The organism is Aquincola tertiaricarbonis (assembly GCF_000969605.1).
GTDB classification, from domain to species: Bacteria; Pseudomonadota; Gammaproteobacteria; order Burkholderiales; family Burkholderiaceae_C; genus Aquincola; species Aquincola tertiaricarbonis.
Genome location: NZ_JZUE01000005.1, coordinates 249,799 through 272,380 on the forward strand (window position 1 = coordinate 249,799; position 22,582 = coordinate 272,380).

The 22,582-nt window shown below is 67.7% G+C and carries 11 protein-coding genes; 2 read left to right on the forward strand and 9 right to left on the reverse strand.

Features of this window, described 5'->3' with window-relative positions; translation table 11 throughout:
- Positions 1–5: 5 nt before the first annotated feature.
- Positions 6–689 (forward strand): glutaredoxin family protein, encoded by a 684-nt coding sequence (locus tag VO99_RS08395; RefSeq protein ID WP_046112362.1) that lies wholly within the window; start codon positions 6–8, stop codon positions 687–689.
- Here the strand turns inward: VO99_RS08395 and VO99_RS08400 are convergent.
- Positions 686–1,027 carry a hypothetical protein gene (locus VO99_RS08400; RefSeq protein WP_375136384.1) on the reverse strand — a complete coding sequence of 114 codons (342 nt, stop codon included), beginning with the start codon at positions 1,025–1,027 and terminating at the stop codon, positions 686–688. The two genes, VO99_RS08395 and VO99_RS08400, sit on opposite strands and share 4 nt — an antisense overlap.
- Before the next feature lie 15 nt (positions 1,028–1,042).
- Between VO99_RS08400 and VO99_RS31225 the strand changes: the two genes are divergently transcribed.
- Entirely contained in the window at positions 1,043–1,210 is a 168-nt protein-coding gene (locus VO99_RS31225; protein ID WP_232315305.1) for a hypothetical protein, read from the forward strand.
- A gap of 304 nt (positions 1,211–1,514) precedes the next feature.
- Here VO99_RS31225 and VO99_RS30175 read toward each other — a convergent pair whose 3' ends face one another.
- The 8 genes from VO99_RS30175 to VO99_RS08430 form a co-directional block, all read right to left on the reverse strand.
- Positions 1,515–1,832, reverse strand: coding sequence for a hypothetical protein (locus VO99_RS30175; protein WP_157039494.1), 318 nt, complete (start codon positions 1,830–1,832; stop codon positions 1,515–1,517).
- On the reverse strand, positions 1,829–15,559 hold the full coding sequence (locus tag VO99_RS30180) for a hemagglutinin repeat-containing protein (protein WP_046112363.1): 13,731 nt from the start codon (positions 15,557–15,559) through the stop codon (positions 1,829–1,831). The genes VO99_RS30175 and VO99_RS30180 overlap by 4 nt, the downstream gene beginning before the upstream one ends.
- Positions 15,560–15,652: 93 nt before the next feature.
- Positions 15,653–17,470 carry a ShlB/FhaC/HecB family hemolysin secretion/activation protein gene (locus VO99_RS08410; RefSeq protein WP_083440449.1) on the reverse strand — a complete coding sequence of 606 codons (1,818 nt, stop codon included), beginning with the start codon at positions 17,468–17,470 and terminating at the stop codon, positions 15,653–15,655.
- 474 nt (positions 17,471–17,944) lie between these two features.
- A complete protein-coding gene (locus tag VO99_RS30185) occupies positions 17,945–18,457 on the reverse strand; it encodes a hypothetical protein (RefSeq protein WP_198156896.1) in 513 nt (170 codons plus the stop codon).
- A 169-nt stretch (positions 18,458–18,626) separates the two neighbouring features.
- A complete protein-coding gene (locus VO99_RS08415; protein ID WP_046112364.1) occupies positions 18,627–19,826 on the reverse strand; it encodes an MFS transporter in 1,200 nt (399 codons plus the stop codon).
- On the reverse strand, positions 19,819–21,075 hold the full coding sequence (locus tag VO99_RS08420; RefSeq protein WP_046112365.1) for a DNA recombination protein RmuC: 1,257 nt from the start codon (positions 21,073–21,075) through the stop codon (positions 19,819–19,821). The genes VO99_RS08415 and VO99_RS08420 overlap by 8 nt, the downstream gene beginning before the upstream one ends.
- A gap of 22 nt (positions 21,076–21,097) precedes the next feature.
- Positions 21,098–21,595, reverse strand: a complete 498-nt coding sequence (locus VO99_RS08425; RefSeq protein WP_046112366.1) for an OsmC family protein — start codon at positions 21,593–21,595, stop codon at positions 21,098–21,100.
- Positions 21,592–22,566: a 2-hydroxyacid dehydrogenase gene (locus tag VO99_RS08430; RefSeq protein ID WP_046112367.1), complete on the reverse strand. Its 975-nt coding sequence runs from the start codon at positions 22,564–22,566 to the stop codon at positions 21,592–21,594. Before VO99_RS08430 ends, VO99_RS08425 begins: the two co-directional genes overlap by 4 nt.
- Positions 22,567–22,582 lie beyond the last annotated feature (16 nt).

Here is a 22,582-nt window from a genome sequence, read left to right on the forward strand (position 1 = left end):
GCCGCATGAGCCCCCGCCCTGCCGCACGTCCTCGCGCCCTGCCCTGCCTGCTGGCCAGCGCTGCCCTGCTGGCCGGCAGCGCGGGCGCGCAGCCCACGCTCTACAAGATCGTCGAGCCCGACGGCCGCATCACCTACACCGACCGGCCGATCACCAACAGCACCGGCCGCGTGTCGCCGGTGGGCGGCAACGGCGTGGCCGGCGCCCCCATCGACGACAGCATCGCCACCCTGCCGGTGGCCCTGCGCGGCGTGGCCACAAGATTTCCGGTGACGCTGTTCACCGCCACCGACTGCGTACCCTGCGACCGCGGCCGGGAGTACCTGCGCCAGCGCGGCATCCCCTTCCGCGAACGCCTGGCCAGCACCGACGCCGACCGCGAAGCCTGGCAGCGCGTGGTGGGCGCGCCCGAGGCACCGGCCGTCAGCATCGGCACGCAGATGCTGCGCGGCTTCGCGCCGGACACCTGGGGCGAGTACCTGGACGTGGCCGGCTACCCGCGCGACAGCAGGCTGCCGCCGAACTACCAGGCACCGCCGGTGGGGCCGGTGGCAGTGGCGCGGCCGGGGTCGAGCGGGACGACGGCGGGTGAACCCGCGACACCCCCGGCCACACCAGCGCCGGTGCCCGCGGCGCCTGCGCCCGCGGCCACGGACACCGGCGTGCCGGTGCCCGCGATCAGGTTCTAGGGAGCGGGCCCCCGGGGCGACCAGGCGGCGTACTCGCCCTTGAAGGGCTGCCAGATGTCGAAGTCCTTCATGAAGGGCCAAGGCTCGTCGTCATGCGGCAGTGGCCGCACCGGGAGCCAGTCCCGCGGGATCCACGGCGTGTCGAGGTCGAGTTCGTAGCCCGCGCGCCAGGCCATCTTTGCGTACAGGGTCGCGTACGCCACGATGAAATGGTTGGTCAAGCCTGACTCGAACTGGAAGCTGCGGGCCCGCTGCCGCGGGCTGTAGCGGTCGAGCAGCTTGCTGCGCATCGTGGCCTCGTCACCGCGGGCCAGCGCCAGCAAGAACTCGAAGATCACCAGCCGGGGGCGCAAATGACGCTTGAACAGATCCGGCTGCGCCAGGGCACGCTCGCAGTCCTCAGCAAGCGCTGGCCATTGCTGCGTCAGCGCACGGTGCATCTGCAGGCGCGCAAACTCATGCGTGGTGACGATGGTCTTCCTGCCACGGTCGAGCGTGATCCGCACTTGACCAACAAGTAGGCAAACTGGTTCATGCCCCCGAGGTCATCGTCTTGAAAGCCAGAACTCATGGCAGGAATCACGCAGTCCCTGGAAACGCCATCAAGGGCCAGAGCGCGAGCCTATGCCGCTTACCGCAACTGAATTCAACGCTCGAAAGCGTAGTGGGTCGTCGGTTTGCATCCAACTGACCAAATGTTCAATACCGCGCCGAGTGTTCTTGGCGGCTCATTGATACACCAAGATACCTATCAACAGTCAAAACAGCTGTATCCCGTTTCGCTCTGCCGGAAAAATAACGTGAGAGACAACTGCGACGAATAGCCTAATAATCAAAGCTACTGTTTGCCCTTCCATTCTCATCCAAAGCGAGAACAAATCCATGCCAGCGACCGCCGGTGTGAGCCTCCATTAATTCGTGCAATTCATGTACCAATTGTGGAACCCTATCTTCAGGATCGTCCAGGAACTTACTGACAAATACGCCATTCCGCACTAGAGAGTACTTCAGATCGACCGACCACCCCCCGTCGTAAGTCTCGTATTTGAACTCGCAGCGCATCGTATCGTATTTGCTCCCTGCAGACCGGTGCATCATCTCAAGAATCTGATTCAGAACTAGAACCTGCTGTTCTACACTCATTGTCCCGCCTCATTCCTAAAAAACTTCCTCATTATTATGCCATTGATTTCATAGTCAATCCTGACACTGTCCGGGCGAGGTGAAAAAGCATCAATTCTATTGAATCTTACGATCACTCGGCCGACCTCGTCCCCGTTAACCAACGCCGCCTTAATCTCGTTCTCCCAGCGCTTGAAAGCAGAATTGTTAAAATTCCCATCCTGAGGAAAAATATTAAACCGATCACACGTCCCACCAAACTGGCAAGCCTGAATATGACCCCCGACATCAGTCGGAAGCCCCTCCTTTCCGACTGCAGTCTGCCGCGCATCACGTACTCCCCTTGACAGGGAAGGAATGTAGCTAAGCTCATCGACCAAACCGCCTTCGTTTGTCCTAAACTCGATCCCGTTGCTTAGTCTAACGATTGAGTTCGGGGGTGGGTCATTTAGTATTTTGTATGCAGCATCGCCTCGCGTCACACCCGACGCGTCGAGCTCAATAATAGTCCGCTGTGCTTCTGGGGTGGCAGAGCCATGCACCTTGGCCCCGCCTGCTCGAGAGCCTGTTTGCCCAAGCCGCCCACCCCCTTTGCCGCCCCCACCCGAATCAGAGTCCAACAGCCCCACACCCATAACAGCAGCGAACATCGCCGGGTCCGCCAGCAACGTGTCGCGGACGTATTGGTCAACAGGCTTGCCGGGGTCGGACTCGTTCGACTGCAGGCGAGTCACCGCTGCAGCCAAGTCCTGCTTGCTGAAGGGCGAATCAGCCTGGCGAATCAGATAGGCGGTTGCCGCCGCCTCTGGTGTGAGCTTGCTGGCTGCTTCATCGCGCACTTGCGCATACAAGCTGCGTTCATCCTTGCGGTCCGCCACGCACTGCACGTCAGCGCCGCACATGGCCGCGATCCTGTCGTCGCTCAACAGCGCGACCTGGGCTTCCATGCCCGCCACCATGCTTTCGCAGCTGGCTACGCCCCGGCAGTCTTTGCCTGCATTGACGATTCGCTGGCGCACTTGTGGGTTGCGGACGGCATCGGGCTTGCTCAGGTAGTTGTTGACCACCTCGTTGAATGCCGCTGCGCCGCCGGCCCCACCACCCACCGCCGCGCCCGCAGCAGTGCTGACCAGTGCAGTCAGCCCGCTGGCGAGCGCCTCGTCCAGCGACTGCACGTCCTTGCGGTTGGCCTCGGCCAGCTTGTCGTCGGCAAACTTCCCCACCACCTTGATCGCCTGCCGGCCGAACTCCGCCGTGATCGCCACTTGCGCCGCGACCTCGGCCTTGACTTTCTCCTTGTTGAAGAGCTGCGCCAGCCCTACTTCGCGATCGCCGGTGCGCGCGTCGACATCGCCTGCTACCCCGGAAATGGCGGCCTTGCTTTCGGAGCGGGCCGAGTCGGCATCGGTGCCGATGCCAACGGCACCCAAGCCCGCGCCGGGCCGGCCGCCGGATGAGCCGCCGCCCGCCCCCATGCCGACGCTCACGCTCTTCGCGCTGTAGCTCGCACTGTTCTGCAGGTCGGTGGTGGTGGTGCCGCCTTGGGCTTCATAGCGGTTCTTGCCCGCGTCGATGGCCGCCTGCGTGCTGGTGATCTGCGCCCCTGTGAGATCGACCTGGCCCGCCACCTCCACCTGGAAGCCGCCGTCCCCCGCACGCAAGGCACTCTGTTCGCCGACGCTGAGGAAGTCGCTGCGGATGCGGGTGGCGCCGATCTGTACGCTGCCCCCGGGCGCTGGGCCGAAGGTGACGCTGCCACCTGCGCTGCGGCTGCGCTCCCGGTAGCGCGCCTGGTCCTGCAGGCTCTCGATGACCAGGTCGCCGCCCACCTGCGCCGACACCTGATCGCCCCGCACCACCGCGCCCATGAGCTCGGTGTTACCACCCGATTCGATGTGCACCGAAGCGCCAACGACGCGGCTGTTGTCGAAGGTAGTGCTGTTGCCCGCGCCCTCGCCCTTGCCGGTGCTGGCGCTTACCGTGATGCCTACGCTGCTGCCACTGCCTGCGTTGCCCAGGCTCATCCCCAGGCCGATGCTGCCGCTCTTGCTGCTGTTGCTGCTGCGCTCGGTGCTGGTGTTCTGCGAAGCCAGCAGCCGCACGGCGTCGTCGGCACTGATCGCCACCCGGCCCCCGGCCACGACATCGCTGCCCTGGACCACTGCGTCGCTGGCCGCGCCGCCGCCAGTGGCCCGGATGCGCACGTCGCCGCCGGCCACGACCGTGCTGCCCCGGCTCGTATCGGCCTGGCTGTGCTGCTGGCTGCGGCTGCTGGTGCCGCCCACGCTGAGGCTGACGCTGAGGCCGCCGACCTTGTCTGCTGCGTTGCCATCGACCCGTACCGCCGAGCCGTCCGCGCTCGTCTGGTCAGTAGGCACCCGGCCCTGTGCGTCGCCCTGCCCTGCAGCCAGTGCATCGAGCGCCGCGTTGACCTGCAGTGCAGCGTTGGCGCCTGCAAGGGCCTGAAGGCGGCTGCTGCGGGTGTTGCTGGCGGCTTGGAGTTGGCCTTGCGCGGCCTGCAAGGCGCTGAGCACCGGGCTGCTGATCGTAAAGCTGACGCCGCTTTGCCTGGACCTGGACACGGCGCTCTGAGCCGTCGTCTCCCGCGCTTCCTGGATCAGGACCTGCTCAGCCTGGATGTCAATGTCGCCTGCCGGGCTGACGACGTCACTCCCGGTCTGCAAGTACGCGCCACCTGCGACGAGCGCGACGTTGCCGGACAAGCTGCCAATCTGGCTGCCTACCGGGATGGTCGCGTCGGAGCGGGACGCCTGCTGCAGCTGCTGCTTGCCCGCCGTCAGGCCGCCACCCGTGCCGAAGATGCCGCTCTTGGTGCGGCTGCTGGCGGCTTGGCCTTCGCTGTGCTCCTGCGCGGCAATCACCTTCAGGTCGCGGCCTGCGTCGATCCTCAAGCCTTGATCCGCCACCACCTGGCTGCCCTGGACGACGACGTCCTGCCCGGCGCGCACCAGCACCGACTGCCCCTCGATCACGCTGCCCTCGACGTGGGTCGTCTCTTCGCGGCTGGTGCGCGTGCGGGTCGTGCTGCTGAGCAGCGAACTCGACTTGCGGTAGCCCTCCGTGAAGCTGTTCTGGGCGGTCGACATGGATTCGACGCGGACATCCCTGTCTGCTTCGATCACCGTGGCGCCTTGCTGGGCGCTGAGGTGGGCGCCGACCAAATGCACGTCCCCCTCTCCCTGATCGGCCGGCCCGGTCGCGCGCACCAGCAGGCTGCCCTGGGCCGACACGCTGCCGCCGACCACCGACTCGCTGCGGCTACTGGCACGGTTGAAGGCGCGACGCCCCACCGCCTGGATGTCCGTGCTCTCCGACGCCGTGGCCGCAGCGATGCTGACCTGGTCGCCCTGCAATCGGATGTCGCCCTGGGCGGCCAGCGTGCTGCCACTCAGGTGCAGGCGTCCGCCCGAGCCTGCGGCTTGCGCGGAATTGCGTCCGGCCAAGAGCACCAGGTTGCCAGCAGCGTCGAGTTCGCTGGCGACCTGCGTGGTGTGGGCTTCTTCCACGAAGCCGGTGCGGCCACGAACGCTGCGCCCCTGGGTCACATGGCTTTCAAGCCGGTACTCGCCTTGCACGGCGCTGACCGTGATGCTGCGGCCCGCCAGCGCCTGCAGGTCACCTTCGGCGCTCCGCAGTGAAGCACCCGTCACGGTGAGGTCCCGGCCAGCAGACACCAGCAGATCCTGGCCGGCCTGGATCGTCGCGATGCGGTCCGCCGCCATGCGTTCGCTCTGCACCACGCCGCGGCGGTTGGCGGCGCTCTGGTGCGTCTGCACCGTGCGCGTCTGCAGTACGACATCCCGGCCCGCCGAGAGGTCAACGCTCCCGGCGAGCGCGGCCACGCTGCCGGAGGTGTTCACCAGGTCGCGCTCGGCGCTCAGCAGCACGCTCTGCGTCGCCTGGATGCGGCCGCTATTTTCCAGGTCGTTGCCGGAAGAGGCTTCGATCCAGTCACCGGACAGCGTGCCGCTGTTGGTCAAGCTTCCCGGCGTGACGACGCTCACGCTGCCGCCCGCCATCAGCGTCCCGGTGGGCAGCAGGTCGCCGGACAAAGACCGGCGAAGATAGACCTGGGGCACCAACACGCGCTGCGTGCTCCCGTCGGGCAGCCGCACGTCCTGCTCCACCAGCCACACGATGTCGGTGCTCAGCAGCGCCATCTGTTCGCCGGTCAGCGCAATGCCGGGGGTCAGTTGATACCGATGGCCGAAGGCGGCCCCGGCATTCATCAGCGATAGATATTCCGACTCGGTATCGCCATAGCCGGCGAGGAAGCGTCGCCCGGTCAACGCGAGGATCTGGTCGTTGACCAGCTGCTGCTCGCTGAAGCCGTCCCCGTAACGCTTGTGCTGGCGCTGCGGATCGAGCGCCAACTGCCGCTGGAAGTGCTCACTGGAAAGGAAGCTGCGGTAGTTCGTGAAGGCCGGATCCGTCTCGACCAGGTAGCTCGCGGCAGGTCTTGTGTTCAGCACGAACAGGCTGCCAGCTGGCGCGCTCAGGCGCGGCGCCAGCGTCAGCACCACAGCCTGCGGCCTGGCCGAAGCGTCGCGCACCTCGTACCGCAGGGCCACGGGCACCTGTGCAGCGCCCTCCGCCCGCACGGCGGCGGCCGAGGCGCCCGGCGGCATGCCTTGCCGAATACCGGGCGCGCGTTCCGACACGCTGCCGGCCCGGCGATCCACGCGGCTGACAGTCCAGGCCTGCTGCTGCTGCAACAAAGGGGCGGGCTGCGACTGCGCCATCTGTGCCGCGCCCTCTGCCGGCGGGGACGGACGTTCCTGTGCTTCGTCTGCGCCGTCATTGCTCAGCGACTCGATCGATGACCATGCCGGCACGTGCGTCGTCCCGATCCTGGACGCTCCAGCGCCGACCGGCGCCGCGCCCGGTCGCTCGACGCCTGCAGGCAGCGCACCTGACACAGCCCGTGGGTCAACGGGCTGGCCGACCACGCTGCCTGCGCCCGAGGCCGCAGCGCCACCGTATCCGCTACCGATGGCGGTGGTGGCGCCGCCCTGCAAGGCGGCAGCATGCCGCACCACGACGCTGGTTTCGACATCCACCGTGATGACGGTGGGTGCCGGATTGAACGGCTGCTCCGGGTCCAGGCGGCGGCGGCGGCCGGAACCGAATCCACCCTCCGTCAGATTCGAATGCTGCGACGTGCCGGCATACGTGGTGATCTGCTGGCCCTGGGTCGCCAGGTTGCGCACGGCTGCGCGAATCCCGTCGTCGTCGGCCAAGCCGTTCACCATCAGATCGCCGCCGGCGACGATCCGGCTGTCACGGTTGGTGATATCGACGCCGTCGATCGTCATGCTGCCGCCCGACAGGATGCGCCCCGGCTCGCTGTTCACAATCTGCTCGCGCTGGACCGACGACGTCACTCTGAAGACGGTGTAGTCCCCGACCGAGTCGACTTCGTTCTCGTAGTCGACTTCCGCGTTGTATTCGTTAAGGGCTGCGCCAAGCTGGTCGCGTTTGACGTGGTATTCCGCATCCCACGCCTGTGTCAGGGCTCGCCAGTGGTTGCACTCGGGCGACTGCACGTCGGCGACGGACATGCCAGCGCTTTCCGTCTCCTGCGACACCGTGCAGCCCGCACCGGGCTCTGCTGGCCGCGGCCGATCCATCCGCGCGATGCCGAAGCGCTGGTAGGCGTCGGAATCCCACGTGTAGTTCCATGTGATGACATCGACGCAGTTGCCGCCGGCTTCGCTGTAGTCGCAGTTGCTCGACCGGCTGAAGATCGGCAGCATGTTCTGACGCCTGCCGTACAGCTCCGGCCGCACGATGCAGGTTGCATACATGGAGCGGTTTTCGACGCCGGAACACTGCGCCAGGTCATAGCGCCGGGTGCTGCCATCGGGCACGAGATAAGCGCTGGCCGGTCCTGCCGTCACCGCCCCCATGACGGTGCTGACGCCGCTGTTGGCATTCAAGATCGCGTCGGACCGCAGCGTCATGTCGCCTGCCGCTTCGATGCGCCCCGCGGTGTTGTTCAGGCTCTGCGCCCGAGCCGTCGCCTGCCAAGCACTCGTATCCAGCAGGCCACCGATGGACAGGCCGCCCAGGCTGTAGAGCAGCGCGTCGACACCACTGTTGCTAATGTTGCCCGCGCCGATGTCCAGCCGCTGCCGCGCCGCCATGGTGCCCGCTGCGCTGTTGCTCACGCTGCCGGCCTGCAGTGCGATGAAGTCGCCATAGATCCGCCCGGTATTGGCGATCACTGGAGAGGACAGCCGCGTATGGCCACCCGGTGCTGCGCTGCTGATCAGCCCGACGTTGCTCAGGTGAGCGCCGGCATCGAGGACCACGTTACCGCCACTGATCTCACCGGTGTTGGTGATGGCGGCGGTGCTTTGCGCACGCAAGGTGCCTGCGGCGTTCAAGACACCCGTGTTGACGATGTGGTGCGCACGAAGCGTGAGATCCTGGCGCGCGCTGAGCGTGCCCCCATTGCTGTAGTCGCCGTCGAGATCGACGGACAAGCTGGTGCCGCTGATCGTGCCCCCCGGGTTGCCGCTGGCCGTGCTCAGCGCCAGCAGGCCATCGGCGGTGACCGTGCCGCCTGTGTTGATCAGCGTGGGAGCCGACAGGCTCAGGTTGCGGCGGGCGGAGATGTCGCCGCCGGTGTTGTCGGTGGCCTGCGTGTGCAGCACTGCATCGCGGTCGGCGGCCATCCTGCCACCGTGGTTGTCCAGCAAGGGGCTGGCGACTTCAAGGTCACGGCCTGCAATGCGGCCTGCAACACTGCTGCCGTCCAGCACGGTCGCCCGGTTGCTGATCGACTGCGTCGCAGCCAGCGTCATGTCGTGTGCGGCCACCAGCGCGCCAGCGTCGTTGTCGATGCGCGCGGCCGCCACGGCCACCGAGCCCGCTGCACTCTTGACGGTGCCGCCGGTGTTGAGCACCTGCTGCGCGGCGGCATCGATCCGCAGGCCCTGCGCGCCGGACAGCATTCCGCGGGTGTTGTCGACGGTGCCGCCGATCGTCAGCGCGAGCTGCCCGAGCGCTGCAACCGAGCCACCGCGGTTGTCCAGCCCGCCTGCAAGCATCGTGAGGCCGCCCGCGGAGCCCAATGCTCCGGACGCGTTGCGAAGCGTCCAACCGCGGGTGTCAAGCGTGACGTCGTTGCCGTGGATCCAGCCGCCCTCGCCGTTGTGCAGTGCCATCGTCGTGGCATGCAGCACACCGCCGGCCTGCAGGGTCGCAGAGGCAGTGTTGTCCAGCAGACCGACGAGCAAATCAAGATCACCGGCCGCCGACGTGAGGCCTGCACGGTTGAGGTAGTCGCCCGTGCCGGTCACGATCGAGGCGTTGCCATGCAGCGCCGAGATGCGGCCGCCTGCACCGTTGTCCACACGTGCCGCGCTCAGCACCAGCGAAGGCCGGGAGCCGCCGTTGCCAGTGGCCGCGAGCAATGCCCCGCCGCGATTGAGCAGCTCGCCTGCACTGACGTTGAGCTGGCCGAAGGCGGACAACAAGCCGCCGTCGTTATCGAGCGTGCCTGCCGTCTGCAGGTCCAGCGTACCGTCGCGGCCGATGCGGCCCGCCAAAATCGAGCCGGTGTTGTTGAGGGCAATTGCGCGCAGACTCAGCGCCTGCGCCGCGACCGTCGCCTGCGCGCCGGCATCCTGCAGGTTGTCCAACGTGGCGACTGACAGCAACGCGTCGCCACCGGCCACGATGGTCGCTGAACCACCCGCCGTTGCTCGGTTCGTCAAGGTGTGCGCCTGCGTGTCGAGGTGGAGCGCCTGCGACGCACTGAGGCTGCCGCCGCTGTTGTCGAAGCTCAATGTCGTGGCGCGCAGGTGGCCAGCGCTGACCATGGCGCCGCCCACGTTCGAGGTGTGCCCCGCATCCAGCACGAACGAAGCCCCGCGGGCCTGCATGCGCCCACCCGTATTGACGAGCTGCCCCGTGTGCATGTCCAAGTCGGTCGCCGCATCGAGCAGCCCGCCTGCGTTGTCGACCTTGCCGGCACGCATTGCCAACGTGCTCGACGGCGCACCGGAGAGCGATGCTGCGGATGACTGGGGCACCTCGGTGCGGATGATTCCCTCGCGATTGCTGAGGGTGCCCTGCACCGCGACGTTCAGGCTGCCCATGCTCTCGATCTGGCCCTGGTCGTTGACCAGCCCGCCGGCTTCGATCTTCACAGTCCGTTCGCCGCGCACGAGTGTCTGCACGGTGGTCATCTGGTCTGCCACCGTCAAGGTAAGGTCGCGCCCAGCCAGCACTTGAGATTGCACGCCCAGATCGGAGGCAGTGCTGTACAACGATTGCGCCGTCAGCGTCAGGTCGCGGCTGGCGCCGATGCTGCCGCCGGCATTGGCGACGACGCCGCTGGCGCCGAGGCTGACATCGGCCGCCTGCAATGCACCGTCGCCGTTGAACCAGCTGCCCACCACCAGCGTTGCGGTGCCCGGGCTGGCCACTGATCCGCCAGCGTTGCTGACGATCCCGGTCTGCAGCTGCAGCCCATGCTGCGCCTGAATCAGCCCGCCTGCTTGGTTGCTGACGGCATCGCGCACCGCCAGGATGAGCCGAGCATCCGTCGCGCCTTCGGCCTGCAACACGCCAGCATCGTTGCTCAGGCGTTCTGCCTGCAAGTGCAGCGTGCCGCCTGCCAGGATCTGCCCACCGTGATTGGTCGCAGTCTGGCTGACCACGATGTCGGCATCACCCGTCGCCTTGATCAAGCCCGGCGTCTTGCCGGCCTCCGAGCTCTTCCGCTTGGTGCTGCGCCGGTTGCTCAAACCTTCTGCGCGCAGCGTGAGATCGCTGCCGCTTTGAATGAGCCCGCCTGCATTGACGAGCTGCCCGCTCGCATGAAGGTCAAGCGCCTGAGCGGCGAGTGCACCGTCGTCGTTGGTAAAGACGCCGGTGCGCAGCACCGTGCGGCCATGGCTCGTGACCAGGCCTTGGACGTTGATCAGCTCGCCAGCGGACAGGCTCAGCGCGCCGCTGCCGACGATGCGGCCTCGGGTGTTGTCCAGAACGCCTGCCCCGGACTGCGCAGGCGCCGGGCCGAGCGTGTCGATCAGCAGACGCTCGGCATGAATTTCGCCGCCTTCATTGCGCAAAGCGCCGCTGCGCAGCATGGCTGCGCCGCCGGCTACCAGCACGCCGACGTCGTTGTCAGTACCTGAGGCATCGATTTCCAGTGCACGCCCGGCCAGCACATGACCACCGCGGTTGATCAGCGGACCGGCCAGCAACCGCACGTTGCCCGTAGCGCGCAAGGTACCGCCGTCGTTGACCAGCGCCTGGCCAGCGGTGTCGATGCGCAGATCGGCAAGCTGCGGTACGTCACCCGAGCGGCCGGCAGCAATGCGGCCTGCAGCATTGTCCAGGCGTGCCGAACGGAGATCGACCCCACCCTGCCCGACGATTTCGCCTGTGCGATTGCTGATGGCGCTGCCACGGGCTGACAAAGCCCCCACCGACGCCAGCGTGCTCTGGTCGTTGACCCATTCGCCTGAGGCCTGCAACTGCAGGGCACCTCCTGCAAGCATGCGGCTCGCGCCGATGTTCTCGACACGTCCCGCCTCGATTCGCACGTCAGCCAGGCTCTGCAGGTCGGCACGATGGGTATTGACGATCGCGTGCACCGTACTGACAAGCAGCGGCCCATTGGCGCCAATGCTGCCGGCCTCGTTTCGCACGGCATCGGCCCGCAGGGTCAGCGCCGCCTGGGCCGCGACTTCTGCTCCCTCGTTCAGGAGCTCGCCACGAATGCCCAGCTCCATTGCCCCGTTCGACGCGATCAGGCCCTGAGCGAACGTCGCACTGCCTGCCGGCGCAGCAGACGGTGGCCGGTGGTTGCGTAGCGCTGATGCACTGATGCCTAGAGCGTCGCCGCTTTGCAGCAAGCCCTGGTTGTCCAGCGCGCCCGACAGGGCCAACGTCAGCGAGCCGACGGCCTGAAACAGACCGCTGTTGGCAAGGTCGCCGGTCATAAGGTGGGTTCGGCCACTCGAGCTCACCACGCCGCTGTTGCGTATGCTGGCGGCCTGGATGCGGGCATCGCGACCAGCCACAATGCGGCCGGTGTCAACGTTCAGCAGCAGTCCGCGGGTATCGAGCACCAGCGAGCCCGTGGCCTCCTCACGCCCCACCCCTGCCTGAAGTCGCCCGCTGGTGTTGTCGACGCCACCGGCACCCGCATCCACGCGCAGATCACCGCCCGCACCGATCATGCCGCCCCGGTTGTCGAGCGCTTGGGCAAGGCCGAGGTCGAGCGCCTGACCAGCGCTCACCACGCCTGCAGTGTTGGACATCCGGGTAGCGCGCAAGTGCAATGCGCCCTCGGTGCTGGCAATGGCACCCTGCGTGTTGTCCACCATGCCGGCGGCCAACTGCAGAGCTTGGTCGGCGATCAGCCGACCAGCGCGGTTGTCCAATGCTGCGCCGCCCGTGTCGAGCCTGAGCGTGCTGGCGCTGGAGATTTCGCCCCCCGCATTGGAGACCACCCCGCGCGAGACCACATCGGTCGGCCCCGCGGCCGTGATCGTGCCGCCTAGGTTGCTGAGCGAGCCGCTATCCAGGCGCAGGGTTGTGCCGGCTTCAATGCGCCCAAAGTCGTTGACCAGCGATGCGGCATCGATCCTCAACGACTCCCGCGCGAAGACCCTGCCTTCTCGGTTGTCCAGCACCAACGCCACGGCACTGGGGCCCTCCAAGCCTGCCAGCGTGACGCTGCCGCCGCCGATGATGTCTGCACCGTGGTTAACCAGTTGCCGGGCACTCACCCTAACTTCGCGGCCAGCCACGATGAGCCCTGACTTGGATTGACGCAGGCTGGCGCCCTCCACCCGCAGATCGCGGCCCGCCTGGAGGGATCCGCCGTCGAGCAACAGATCGCCCTGAACAGTCACATCCCCATCGGCACCCGCTTGAACCCTGCCGCCCGCTCCTTGCAATCGAATGGCGTTGACGCGGACATCGCTACGGCCGTCGATCAGCCCGCCGCTGTTGATCAGGGTTCCGACAACCACATCTAGCATGCCCGCTGCTCGCACGAGGCCACCAGCGTTGTCGAACTCGCGACCTTGTGTGTCGAGGCTGAGCGCCCCGCCGGTGGTGATGACGCCGCCACGGTTGTTCACTCGGCCCTGCGTCAGCCAGAGGCTGCGCGGCTCGGCTGGCGTCAGGTCCCCACCCGCGATGAGACTGCCCTGTTCGTTGTCGAGGAGACCTTGGCCCAGTGCAATCCGCACCTGCGGTGCGCTGATCCGGCCCGCCTGGTTGCCCAGGCCAGCGGCGGTGAGGCTGACCGCCTGGTTGCTGAGGATGTTGCCGCGCTGGTTGTCGATCTGCGTCGCAAGCAAGCTCAGCGCACCACCTGCCGCGAGCGTGCCATCCAGATTCGACAGGCCTTGTGAGCTGCCTTGCAACTGCAGCGAGTGCTGCGCGGTCATGCCCGAACCGTCGTTTTCGATCCGCCCAGCCGTGGCCAGAAGATCCGTTCCCGCCGACAGCATCGCACTTCGTCCTGCAGCGTCACGCCGATTCAGCAACTCGTCAGCGTTGAGCCGCAGGGCCCTCCCGGCGGCAATCGTGCCCCCGGCGTTGTCCAGCCGCCCCGCGGCCGCATCCACGCTGACGGCACCGTCACCCACGACGAGACCTTGTGTGTTGATCAAGCCTTGCCGCGCCAGCACCGTCACGTCCGATGCGGACGAGACGAGGCCCTGGCTGTTGTCCAAGCTGCCTGCCTGCAACGTCACCCCTGTCGCAATGCCGGCCGCTGCTGCTGCAGCAGGCGTCAGCGTCGACACGATCTGCCCACTGCGGTTGACGACCGACGCCGCCTGCAGGGACAGCGTGCCGTCGGACAGGAGTGCCCCGCCGCTGTTGTCGAGCAGGCCATCGGTCAACACCACGTCGATCGAGCGCTTGGCTGACACCAGACCATCGCGGTTGCTCATCGCGCCATCCAGCGATAGGCGCACGTCGGCGTCGCTAGAGACTTCTGCTGGCCGACCGGCGGTGCCTTCATTGCGCAGCAGGCCGGCCCGGATGCTCACCCCGGCAGCCCCCAGAAGCTGACCCTCGCTGTTGTCAAGTTGCCCTGTTGCGGCCAGGTCAAGCAGTCCGCTCGTGACCACCGTGCCGCCTGCATTGCGTATGTCAGCGGCTCGGGCTGTGATGCCCGCACGGGCTTGCCATGCGCCGGCCATGTTGGTCCAACGTCCGGCGGCAACGACGTTCAGCGGCCCCTGCGCCACGACCTGAACTGTCTTTGAATGAAGCTCACCGTCGCGAGCCACCAGCCGGGCATCGGCAGCCGAAGTGATCTCACTGCCATCGAGCTGGAGCTCGCCGGCTTCGATCCGCAAACTGCGCTGCGCCTGCCACCGCCCCGACGTATCGTGCAGATGACCAGCAACCATGTTCAGCGAGCCCGTGCTGTGCAGCACCCCGCTGGTGTGGGCCGCACCGGCAACGGTCAGGCTCAAGGAACCCATAGGGTCCCGCTGGACGGTGGATCCCGTATGGTGCAGTTCGGCGGCCTCCAGGCTGAGGGTGCCCGCCGCGTCCAGCTTGCCCGCCTGGCGCAGCACACCGCCGCTGTTCAGCACGATGTCGCCGGGCCGACTGCCATCCACCTGCATGGCCGTCGACACGCTGCCGCCGAGCACCATGTCGCCCGTGCTCGCCAGGTTCACGCCGAGCGCGCCGTGGCTGTCCGCCAGGCTCAGCTGGCCATCGACCGACAGCGTCAGGTTGCCCTGCAAGGCGGCCAGCCGGCCGGTGGAATTGACACCCAGCCCGCGCTCGGTGGCCAGCAGGTACACCTGCCCTGCGAACATGGCCCCGAGCTGCTTGACGTCGACCGCGAACATCGGCGCGGCGCTGCCGTCGGCCGCGCTGCTCGGCGTGACCTCGGGTGCCTGGCCCAGCCTCGCATAACCGACGTCGTTGCCCCCGGCGACCACGTGCAGCCGGCGCGCCCACACCTCGCCGCCGATGGCTAAGCCGCGCGCAAGAAGGTCCAGCTGTTCCAGCGACGTGGCATCCAGGCCCTGGGCGCCGACCTCGATCAGGCCGGTGCGGATCTTGATGCCCTGCAGGGCTCCTTGCGCCCCGTACTGCGGCACCCCCGTGCCGAGCACGGCCCGGTCGGTGTTGATGAAAGCCAGCCCGTCGACGACCAGGCCGTTGGGGTTTGCGATCACCAGATCGGCCTTGCGCCCCGCCACCTCGATGGCCCCCAGCAACTGGCTGCGCTGTGTGCCCAGGACTTCGTTGACGATGACCTTCGCGGGCACGTAACCCAGCTGCGGATTGCCGGCCACCCAGCCGCCAAGCTGCGTCTGGGTACTGCCGGCCGAGTTGTTGAAGATCAGGCCGCGGCGCTCGACATTGAAGTCGGTGTAGAGGTTGCGGCTGACACCTGCCGCGCTGGGCGGCGCGATGTGCACGATGGGCACGCCATTGGCCGCCGCGTCCATCAGGGGCCGCTGACCTGCGGGCGCGCCTGCGTGTGGGGTGAGCGGCAGCGTCTGGGCCTGGGCGTCGTGCAGGGAGCCGATCGACCCGACGAACAGAGCCGCCGCGCAAGTCACGGCGCGCAGCGCGTTGGTCAGGGCGGGCGGTTGCACAGCGCGCCGGCGGCGCGTCTGGCCGGTGCGACCCGACGCGCTGGCCGCCGTTTCCTGCACGACCATGTAGTTGCCACGGGTACGGTTAAAGACGACGCGGTGCAGCTGGCTGTTCATGACACCCCCTTGGGCGTGGACAGGTCCGCCCGGCAATGCAGCGGCGTAGGGATGCGCGGGCACTGGCGCCGCGCGCGGATGGAACTGCCTGACTCAGAAGGCGTAAGTCGCGCTGGCGTAAGCGCTGGTGCGCGCCGTCTTGAAGCCCTCGGGGCGCTTGAGCGGCTTTGCCAACGTGAAGTCGAACTGCCATTGGCTCAGCCGCGCGCGCACGCCGAGGGCCGCGCCCGTCAGTCGGTGCCCCGGCAGGCTGGCATCGCTGGGGCCCCAGACGCGCCCCATGTCCAGGGCGGCGACAGCCTGGAAGTCACGGCCCCAAGCCTGCACCGGGGTCGTCAGTTCGTTGCGCCACACCCAGCCGCTCTCAGCCATCAGCACCGCATCCCCATCGAAGCCCCGCACGCTGGCCCGGTTGCCGATGGCGAACTGGTCGATGCTGGTGCTGTAGTCGCGGTTGAACTGCGCCTTCATGCTGGTGTGCAGCTGCCACCGGCGGGGCGAGTCGGCCGCGCCGCCGGCCTGTAGCTCCGGCAGCGCCGCGCTGGCGTTCAGCAGCCAGATGCGCGGGCGCAGCGTGGGTATCGGCAGCCCGTCAGCGTCGCGTGCCAAGTGGATCAGGTCGGGTTGGGCCCGCAGCCAGGGCATGCCGCGCCGGTAGCCAAGTTCCAGCTCGACGCGACCGGTTTGGCCGAATAGCAACTGCCAGCTCAAACCGGTTTCCAGGGCCGTGGTGCGACGCTGGGCGGTGACCAATTCGACGTCGTCCAGATGGCTGTGCGCACGGCGGCTCGACAGCGCTGCATGTAGCCCCGTCTTGCTGGCCGCCGTGCGCCACACCGTGTGCTGCCAGCGCAGTTCCGCGGACCGCGATTCACCACGCGACAGTGGCGCGGCAGACGTGAGCCGGATGCGCTGCGCGAAGCGGCTGCGCGACAGGCTCAGGCTGAAGGTGTTGTAGCCCCACGGCAGGCTGTAGCTGATGCTGCTGCCCATGCTGCGGCGGCTCGGCCCGGGGGATTCGGCATTGCTGTTGAAGCCGAGGCTGAGCACGTCGTTCAAGCCCGTCGGATTGTCGAGCGCCGTATTGACGGAGAGCTGGGTACGCCCCATGGGCCGCCCACCGGCGTTGTCCAGCGTCAGCCCGCCCCGCAGCCGATCACGCCAGGGCCCGACGCGCCGCAGGATGGTGACCACGCTGGTATCGGGCTGCTCACCCGGCGCCAGCGTGGTGGTCACCGTCTGGCTGGGCAGCCGCTTCATCTGCTCGACACCCTGCTCCAGGTCGCGGCTGTCGAGCAGGCGGCCGTGGCCGGTGGGAAATGCGTTGCGCCAGCTCCCCCAACGCATGTCGGGGCCGCCCTCGGGGCTGTCCGCATCCACGAACCGGATCTCGGCGATGCGCCCGGCATGCAGCGTGAACCGGACCTCGCCATGCTGCAGCGTCTGCGGCCCCAACGAGACGCGGCTCGTCACGTAACCCTGCTCGATCAACAGCGCATCCAGGTGGCCGGCGATCAAGCCCAGGCCGGCCGCACCGATGCACAGGCCCCGATAGCGCTCGGTGGCCGCCAGCAGCCAGCGCAGGCGGTCGGAATCCGGGCCGTCGAGTTTGAAGTTCGTGATGGGGAAGCAGGGTTGCTCGACGGGCAGGTCCGGTGGCGACAGGCTGCTGCCAGCGGGCCTGAGCACATCGGCCTTCGGCACCTGCGACGCCTGCTGGGCCCGGTCGCGCTCCGCCTGGCGGCGCAAGCCTTCGTCGACGCTGGCACCCACGTCCTGCGCACACAGGCCCATGGCCGGCCAACCCACCACCAACAGGACGACCCACCAGCCCGGGGTTGTCCGCGCCCTTGCGCTGGCGGACGCTGCCGACGCGGAACGCTCCGATGGCTGCGCGTTGTTCCATGACATCTGCGACCCCCTTTCGTGTGGAGTTCAGTGACCAAGGCGGCGTGGACGATGGCTGCAGCCGGGGATATGCCAACGGACATGGGCAACGACGGCGACCAGCGGGTGATTAACTTCGGAGGACAGCCGCGTACGGCTCAGGCGAATGCAGCGCCGGACCATGCGCACAAGGACGACGCACCGAAAGCGGCCTGACGTGCGGCCATGGGCGTGCTGCGTGGGCGGCAGGACGTGCGACGCAGGTCGCACCAACACTCGCGAATTGCACGCCCTGTCGATCGATCACTCGATCGCGGGTGGCGTTTGATCGATTGAAATGATATGCAACCGATGCGGAGTGCGCATGCTCCACCTGACGTCAAGCAATGGCAATCTGGAACAATTGCACGATCCAATTCAGAGGCGACCAGGAGCGGCTATCTTCTGCTGTCGAATTGTGTCAATTGCAATGCACTCGGATCGCTGGCGCTTGATGGCCTAGTAGCCAAAATGGGTCTTCGCTTTCCCGCTTCGATCCACAACAATCTCGAAAGTCTTCCAGTTACCACCTGTGTGGTCCAGCATCAAATCGTGCAGCCGGCGCACGAGTCGGGATACATCTCTCGCTGGATCTTCCAGCACCGATTGGCACAAACGACCACCACGAACAAAAGAAAATGTTGAACCCACGGACCAGTCACCGTCTTCAATGTAGTAATCGAATTCGCACGTCATCTCCTCATAATCAAATTCTGCGGACTGGCTCATGACCTGAGTGATCTTCTGCAAAAGTTCTACTTGCTGGTAGATGTACATGACGCCCGCCTTGCTTTCATGAATTGTTGCGTTGAGATTAGCCAGCCGAATGCTCGCCTTCCAGACCATCTCGAGCCACAGGCTTTCTGCATGACGGAGGCGCCACATCTGAATGTGCACACGGTCGATAGGTCGCCGGATAGAGCCGGCGTGCCGATGGCGTCGCCCTGCAAGCGGACAGATGTCCGACTTCACCGACACAGCATCAAAGGCATGGATGAAATCGGCCGAACGATCCTGCGATGGAGGCCGCATCCGCCCCATGGCGCGTTGCCATGAAAGCCAACGCCACCAACGCTGCAGGACGTCACGACACCCGCCGCCACATGGCGGACTTACCCCATCAGGGGTATTCAGCGGGCGGTCAAAGCCGCCGCGTCAACCGCGCGCCCAGGCCCACCGCCGCCCCCATCACCCAGAACACCGGCGCCACGCCCAGCGCGGCGCCGGTGGCGCCGAACAGCAGCGGCATCAGCGTGCTGGCGGCATTGATGGTCATCGAGCGCAACGCCAGGGCTTCGCCGTGGCGGTCGTGCGGCGTCAGCGCATGCAGGGTCGACATGATCATCGGCTGCACGCAGCCCAGCGTCAGCCCCAGCACGGTGGCGCAGGCGCCCATCAGCCAGGGCGAGTGGATGAACGGGTACAGCATGAACACCGCGCCCGTGGACAGCATGGCCGCGCGCAGCACCACCGCCGGCTGCAGCCGCGCCGCCATCAAGGGGATGAGCACCCGCACGCCGGTGACGGCCAGCGGGAACACGCCCAGGATCAGCCCGATGGTCGAAGCGCTGAACCCGCGTTCATGGCCCAGGATGGGCACCGCGAAGCTGTGCACGTCCCAGCATGCCGACAGCAGCCAGTTGATACCCAGCAGGCTGCCGATGCCGGGCAGTCGCAGCAGGTCCCAGGCCTTGCGGCGGCCTGCATCGCGGGGCCGCGGCGGCGGCGTCTCGCGCGGCACGCTGCGGGCCAGCACCGCGGCGCACAGCGGCAGCGCAAACAGGAACAGGTAGGCCGCGCGGAAGCCGGCCAGGTCGATCAGGGCCCCGGCCGAGACCGCGCCCACCACGTTCGACAAGGCCGGCGCCAGGCCCAGCCAGCTGAACACCCGCATGCGCTCCACCGCATTGCCGGCATTGCGCCCGGCGGTGCGCTGGATGGTGATCAGCCCGACGTTGGCGCCGCCGCCGCACAGCACCGCCGCCAGCCCCAGCAGCAACCACTGGAGTGCGCCGGGCGCTAGCCAGGTGCCCAGCACCGGCAGGCCGGCACCCAGCGCGGTCATGGCCACCGCCGCCCGCATCGGCCGGTGGTAGCCATGGCGGTCGGCCATGCGCCCGGCCGCCAGCGCCAGCAGCACCGCCGAGACGGCGAAGAGCGCCATCAGCAGGCCCACGGACAGCGCGCTGCCGCCTTGCTGCAGCAGCTGCAGCGGCGCGGCCAGCCGCACGCCGGCCATCGCGCCGTGCAGGCCGATCTGGCCGCCGATCAGGGCCAGCAGCGCCCGCGGCGGCAGGCCGGCGGGCTGGTCGGTGGACGATGCCTGCGCCGCCTCAGGCATTGGGCGTGGCTTCGTCGTCGAACTCCAGCGTGCCGGGCAGCAGCTGCCGTGCCAGCGCCTCGGGCATCGCCTCCACGCTCTTGAGTTGGCGCGCCATCGCGCGGGTACGCACATGGGCCTGGTCGATGGTGCTGCTGGCTTCGTCCAGCTTCTTCTTGGTCTTGGCCAGCACGTCGCCGAACTTGGTGAACTCGGTCTTCACCGCGCCCAGCACCTCCCACACCTCGGCACTGCGCTTTTCCAGCGCCATGGTGCGGAAGCCCATCTGCAGGCTGCTCAGCGTGGCCAGCAGCGTGGTGGGGCCGGCCAGCATCACCCGGTGGTCGCGCTGCAGCGCCTCCACCAGGCCCGGCCGGCGCAGCGCCTCGGCATACAGGCCTTCGGTGGGCACGAAGAGGATGCCGAAGTCGGTGGTGTGCGGCGGCGCCACGTACTTCTCGCGGATGCTGCGGGCCTCGCGACGCAGTTGCAGCTCGATGCCCTTGGCCGCAGCTTCCACCGCCACCGGGTCGGCCCGCTCCTGGGCCTGCAGCAGGCGCTCGTAGTCCTCGCGCGGGAACTTGGCGTCGATGGGCAGCCACAGGGGCGCGCCGTCGTCGCGGCGGCCGGGCAGTCGGATCGCGAACTCCACCCGCGCGCCGCTGCCGGCGATGGTCTCCACGTTGGTGGCGTACTGCTCGGGCGTGAACACCTGCTCCAGCAGGCCGGCCAGCTGCACCTCGCCGAAGATGCCGCGGGTCTTCACGTTGGTGAGCACCCGGTGCAGCGAGCCCACGTCGCGCGCCAGCGCCTGCATCTCGCCCAGGCCCTTGTGCACCTGCTCCAGCCGCTCGGCCACCTGCTTGAAGCTCTCGCCCAGGCGCTGCTCCAGCGTGGCGTGCAGCTTCTCGTCGACCGTGGCGCGCATCTGCTCCAGCTTGCGTTCGTTGTCCTGCTGGATCGTGGCCAGGCGGGCGTCCACCGTCTGCCGAACGTCCAGCAAGCGCTTGTCGGTGGCCTCGGACATCAGCCGCAGCTGCGCGCCCAGGGTGTCGCCGAAGCGGCGCAGCGCGGTGTCCTGCGCCTCGCGGCCGGCCAGCAAGGCGCGGCTCAACTCCTGGCGGGTGCTGCTGGCGCTGCGGTCCACCTCGTCGCGCAGATCGCTCACCAGCCGTCGGCCATCGCCGCGCAGCAGCAGCACCACCAGCAGGATCAGCACGACGAGGGTGACGACGAGCAGCGCGAGGACAAGCGTTTCGATGGCGGGCATGCCGCCATTCTCGGCCAGCGCTTCAGTCCGGTTGGTTGGGCTGCACCGGCTCGCAGATCACTTCCGAGGTCACCGAGTTGGCGATGAAGCATTGCTCATGCGCCTCGTGGTGCATCTCCGCCAGCTCCTGCGCGCTGGGCAGGCGATCACCGGAAAAGCGCACCTCGGGCTTCAGCGTGACCTGGGTGATGGACACCTTGCCCGCTGCGTTCTGCTGCATGGTGCCCACCGCGTCGTCGCGGTAGCTGTCCACGCGGAAGCCGCGCTGCGCCGCGATGGACAGGAACCACAGCATGTGGCAGCTGGACAGCGAGGCGACGAAGGCCTCCTCCGGATCGACCGCCGATGGATCGGAGAACGGCACGCGCACCGCATGCGGCGACGACGACGCCGCCACCTCGGCCCCGCCATCGAAGCGCCAGGCATGGCGGCGGCTGTAGCGGTTGTCGGTGAAGGCATCGGCCTCGCCGCGCTGCCAGCGCACCTCGGCGCGGTGCTCGGATGCGCCGCTGCGGCTCACCGGATCACCTCGGGGTTGACGGGCGTGGGCGCGCGCTGGCCCGTCAGCGCGGCGATCAGGTTGTCGGCCGCCAGGTCGGCCATCGCACGCCGGGTGCGCACGGTGGCGCTGGCGATGTGCGGCGTGAGCACCACGTTGGGCACGGTCAGCAGCGCGGGGTGCACGTTGGGCTCGCCCTCGAAAACGTCCAGCCCGGCGGCGGCGAGGGTGCCGCGCTTCAGCGCCTCGGCCAGCGCCTCGTCGTCCACGATGCCGCCGCGGGCGATGTTGGTCAGCGTGGCGGTGGGCTTCATCAGCGCCAGCTCGGCAGCACCGATGGCATGGTGGCTGGCCGCCGAATACGGCAGCACCAGCACCAGGTGGTCGGCCTCGCGCAGCAGTTCCTCCTTGCTCACGTAGCGGGCGTTGATCGGCGCTTCCTGCTCGGCCGGCAGGCGGCTGCGGTTGTGATAGATCACGTTCATGCCGAAGCCCAGCGCGCCGCGCCTGGCAATGCCCTGGCCGATGCGGCCCATGCCGAGGATGCCCAGCGTCGCGCCGTGCACGTCGCTGCCGGTCAGCAGGTTGTAGGACCAGCGCGTCCAGCGGCCGTCGCGCAGGTAGTGCTCGCCCTCGGCGATGCGGCGGGCGGTGGCCATCATCAGCGCGAAGCCGAAGTCGGCGGTGGTCTCGGTGAGCACGTCGGGCGTGTTGGTCACCAGCACGCCGCGCGCGGTGCAGGCCGGCACGTCGATGTTGTTGTAGCCCACGGCCATGTTGCACACCGCCTTGAGCTGCGGATTGGCGTCCAACAGCGCGGCGTCGATGCGCTCGCCGCCGGCCACCAGCACGCCCTCGTGGCCGGCGAGCTGGCCCGCCAGCGCACCGGGTGGATGCTGCACGTCGCCCTCGTTGGGCGTGACCTGGAAGTGCTGCGCCAGGCGCTGCAGGGTCTCGGGGAAGATCTCTCGGGTGACGAGCACGGACTGCATGGCTGCGCCTTTCTGG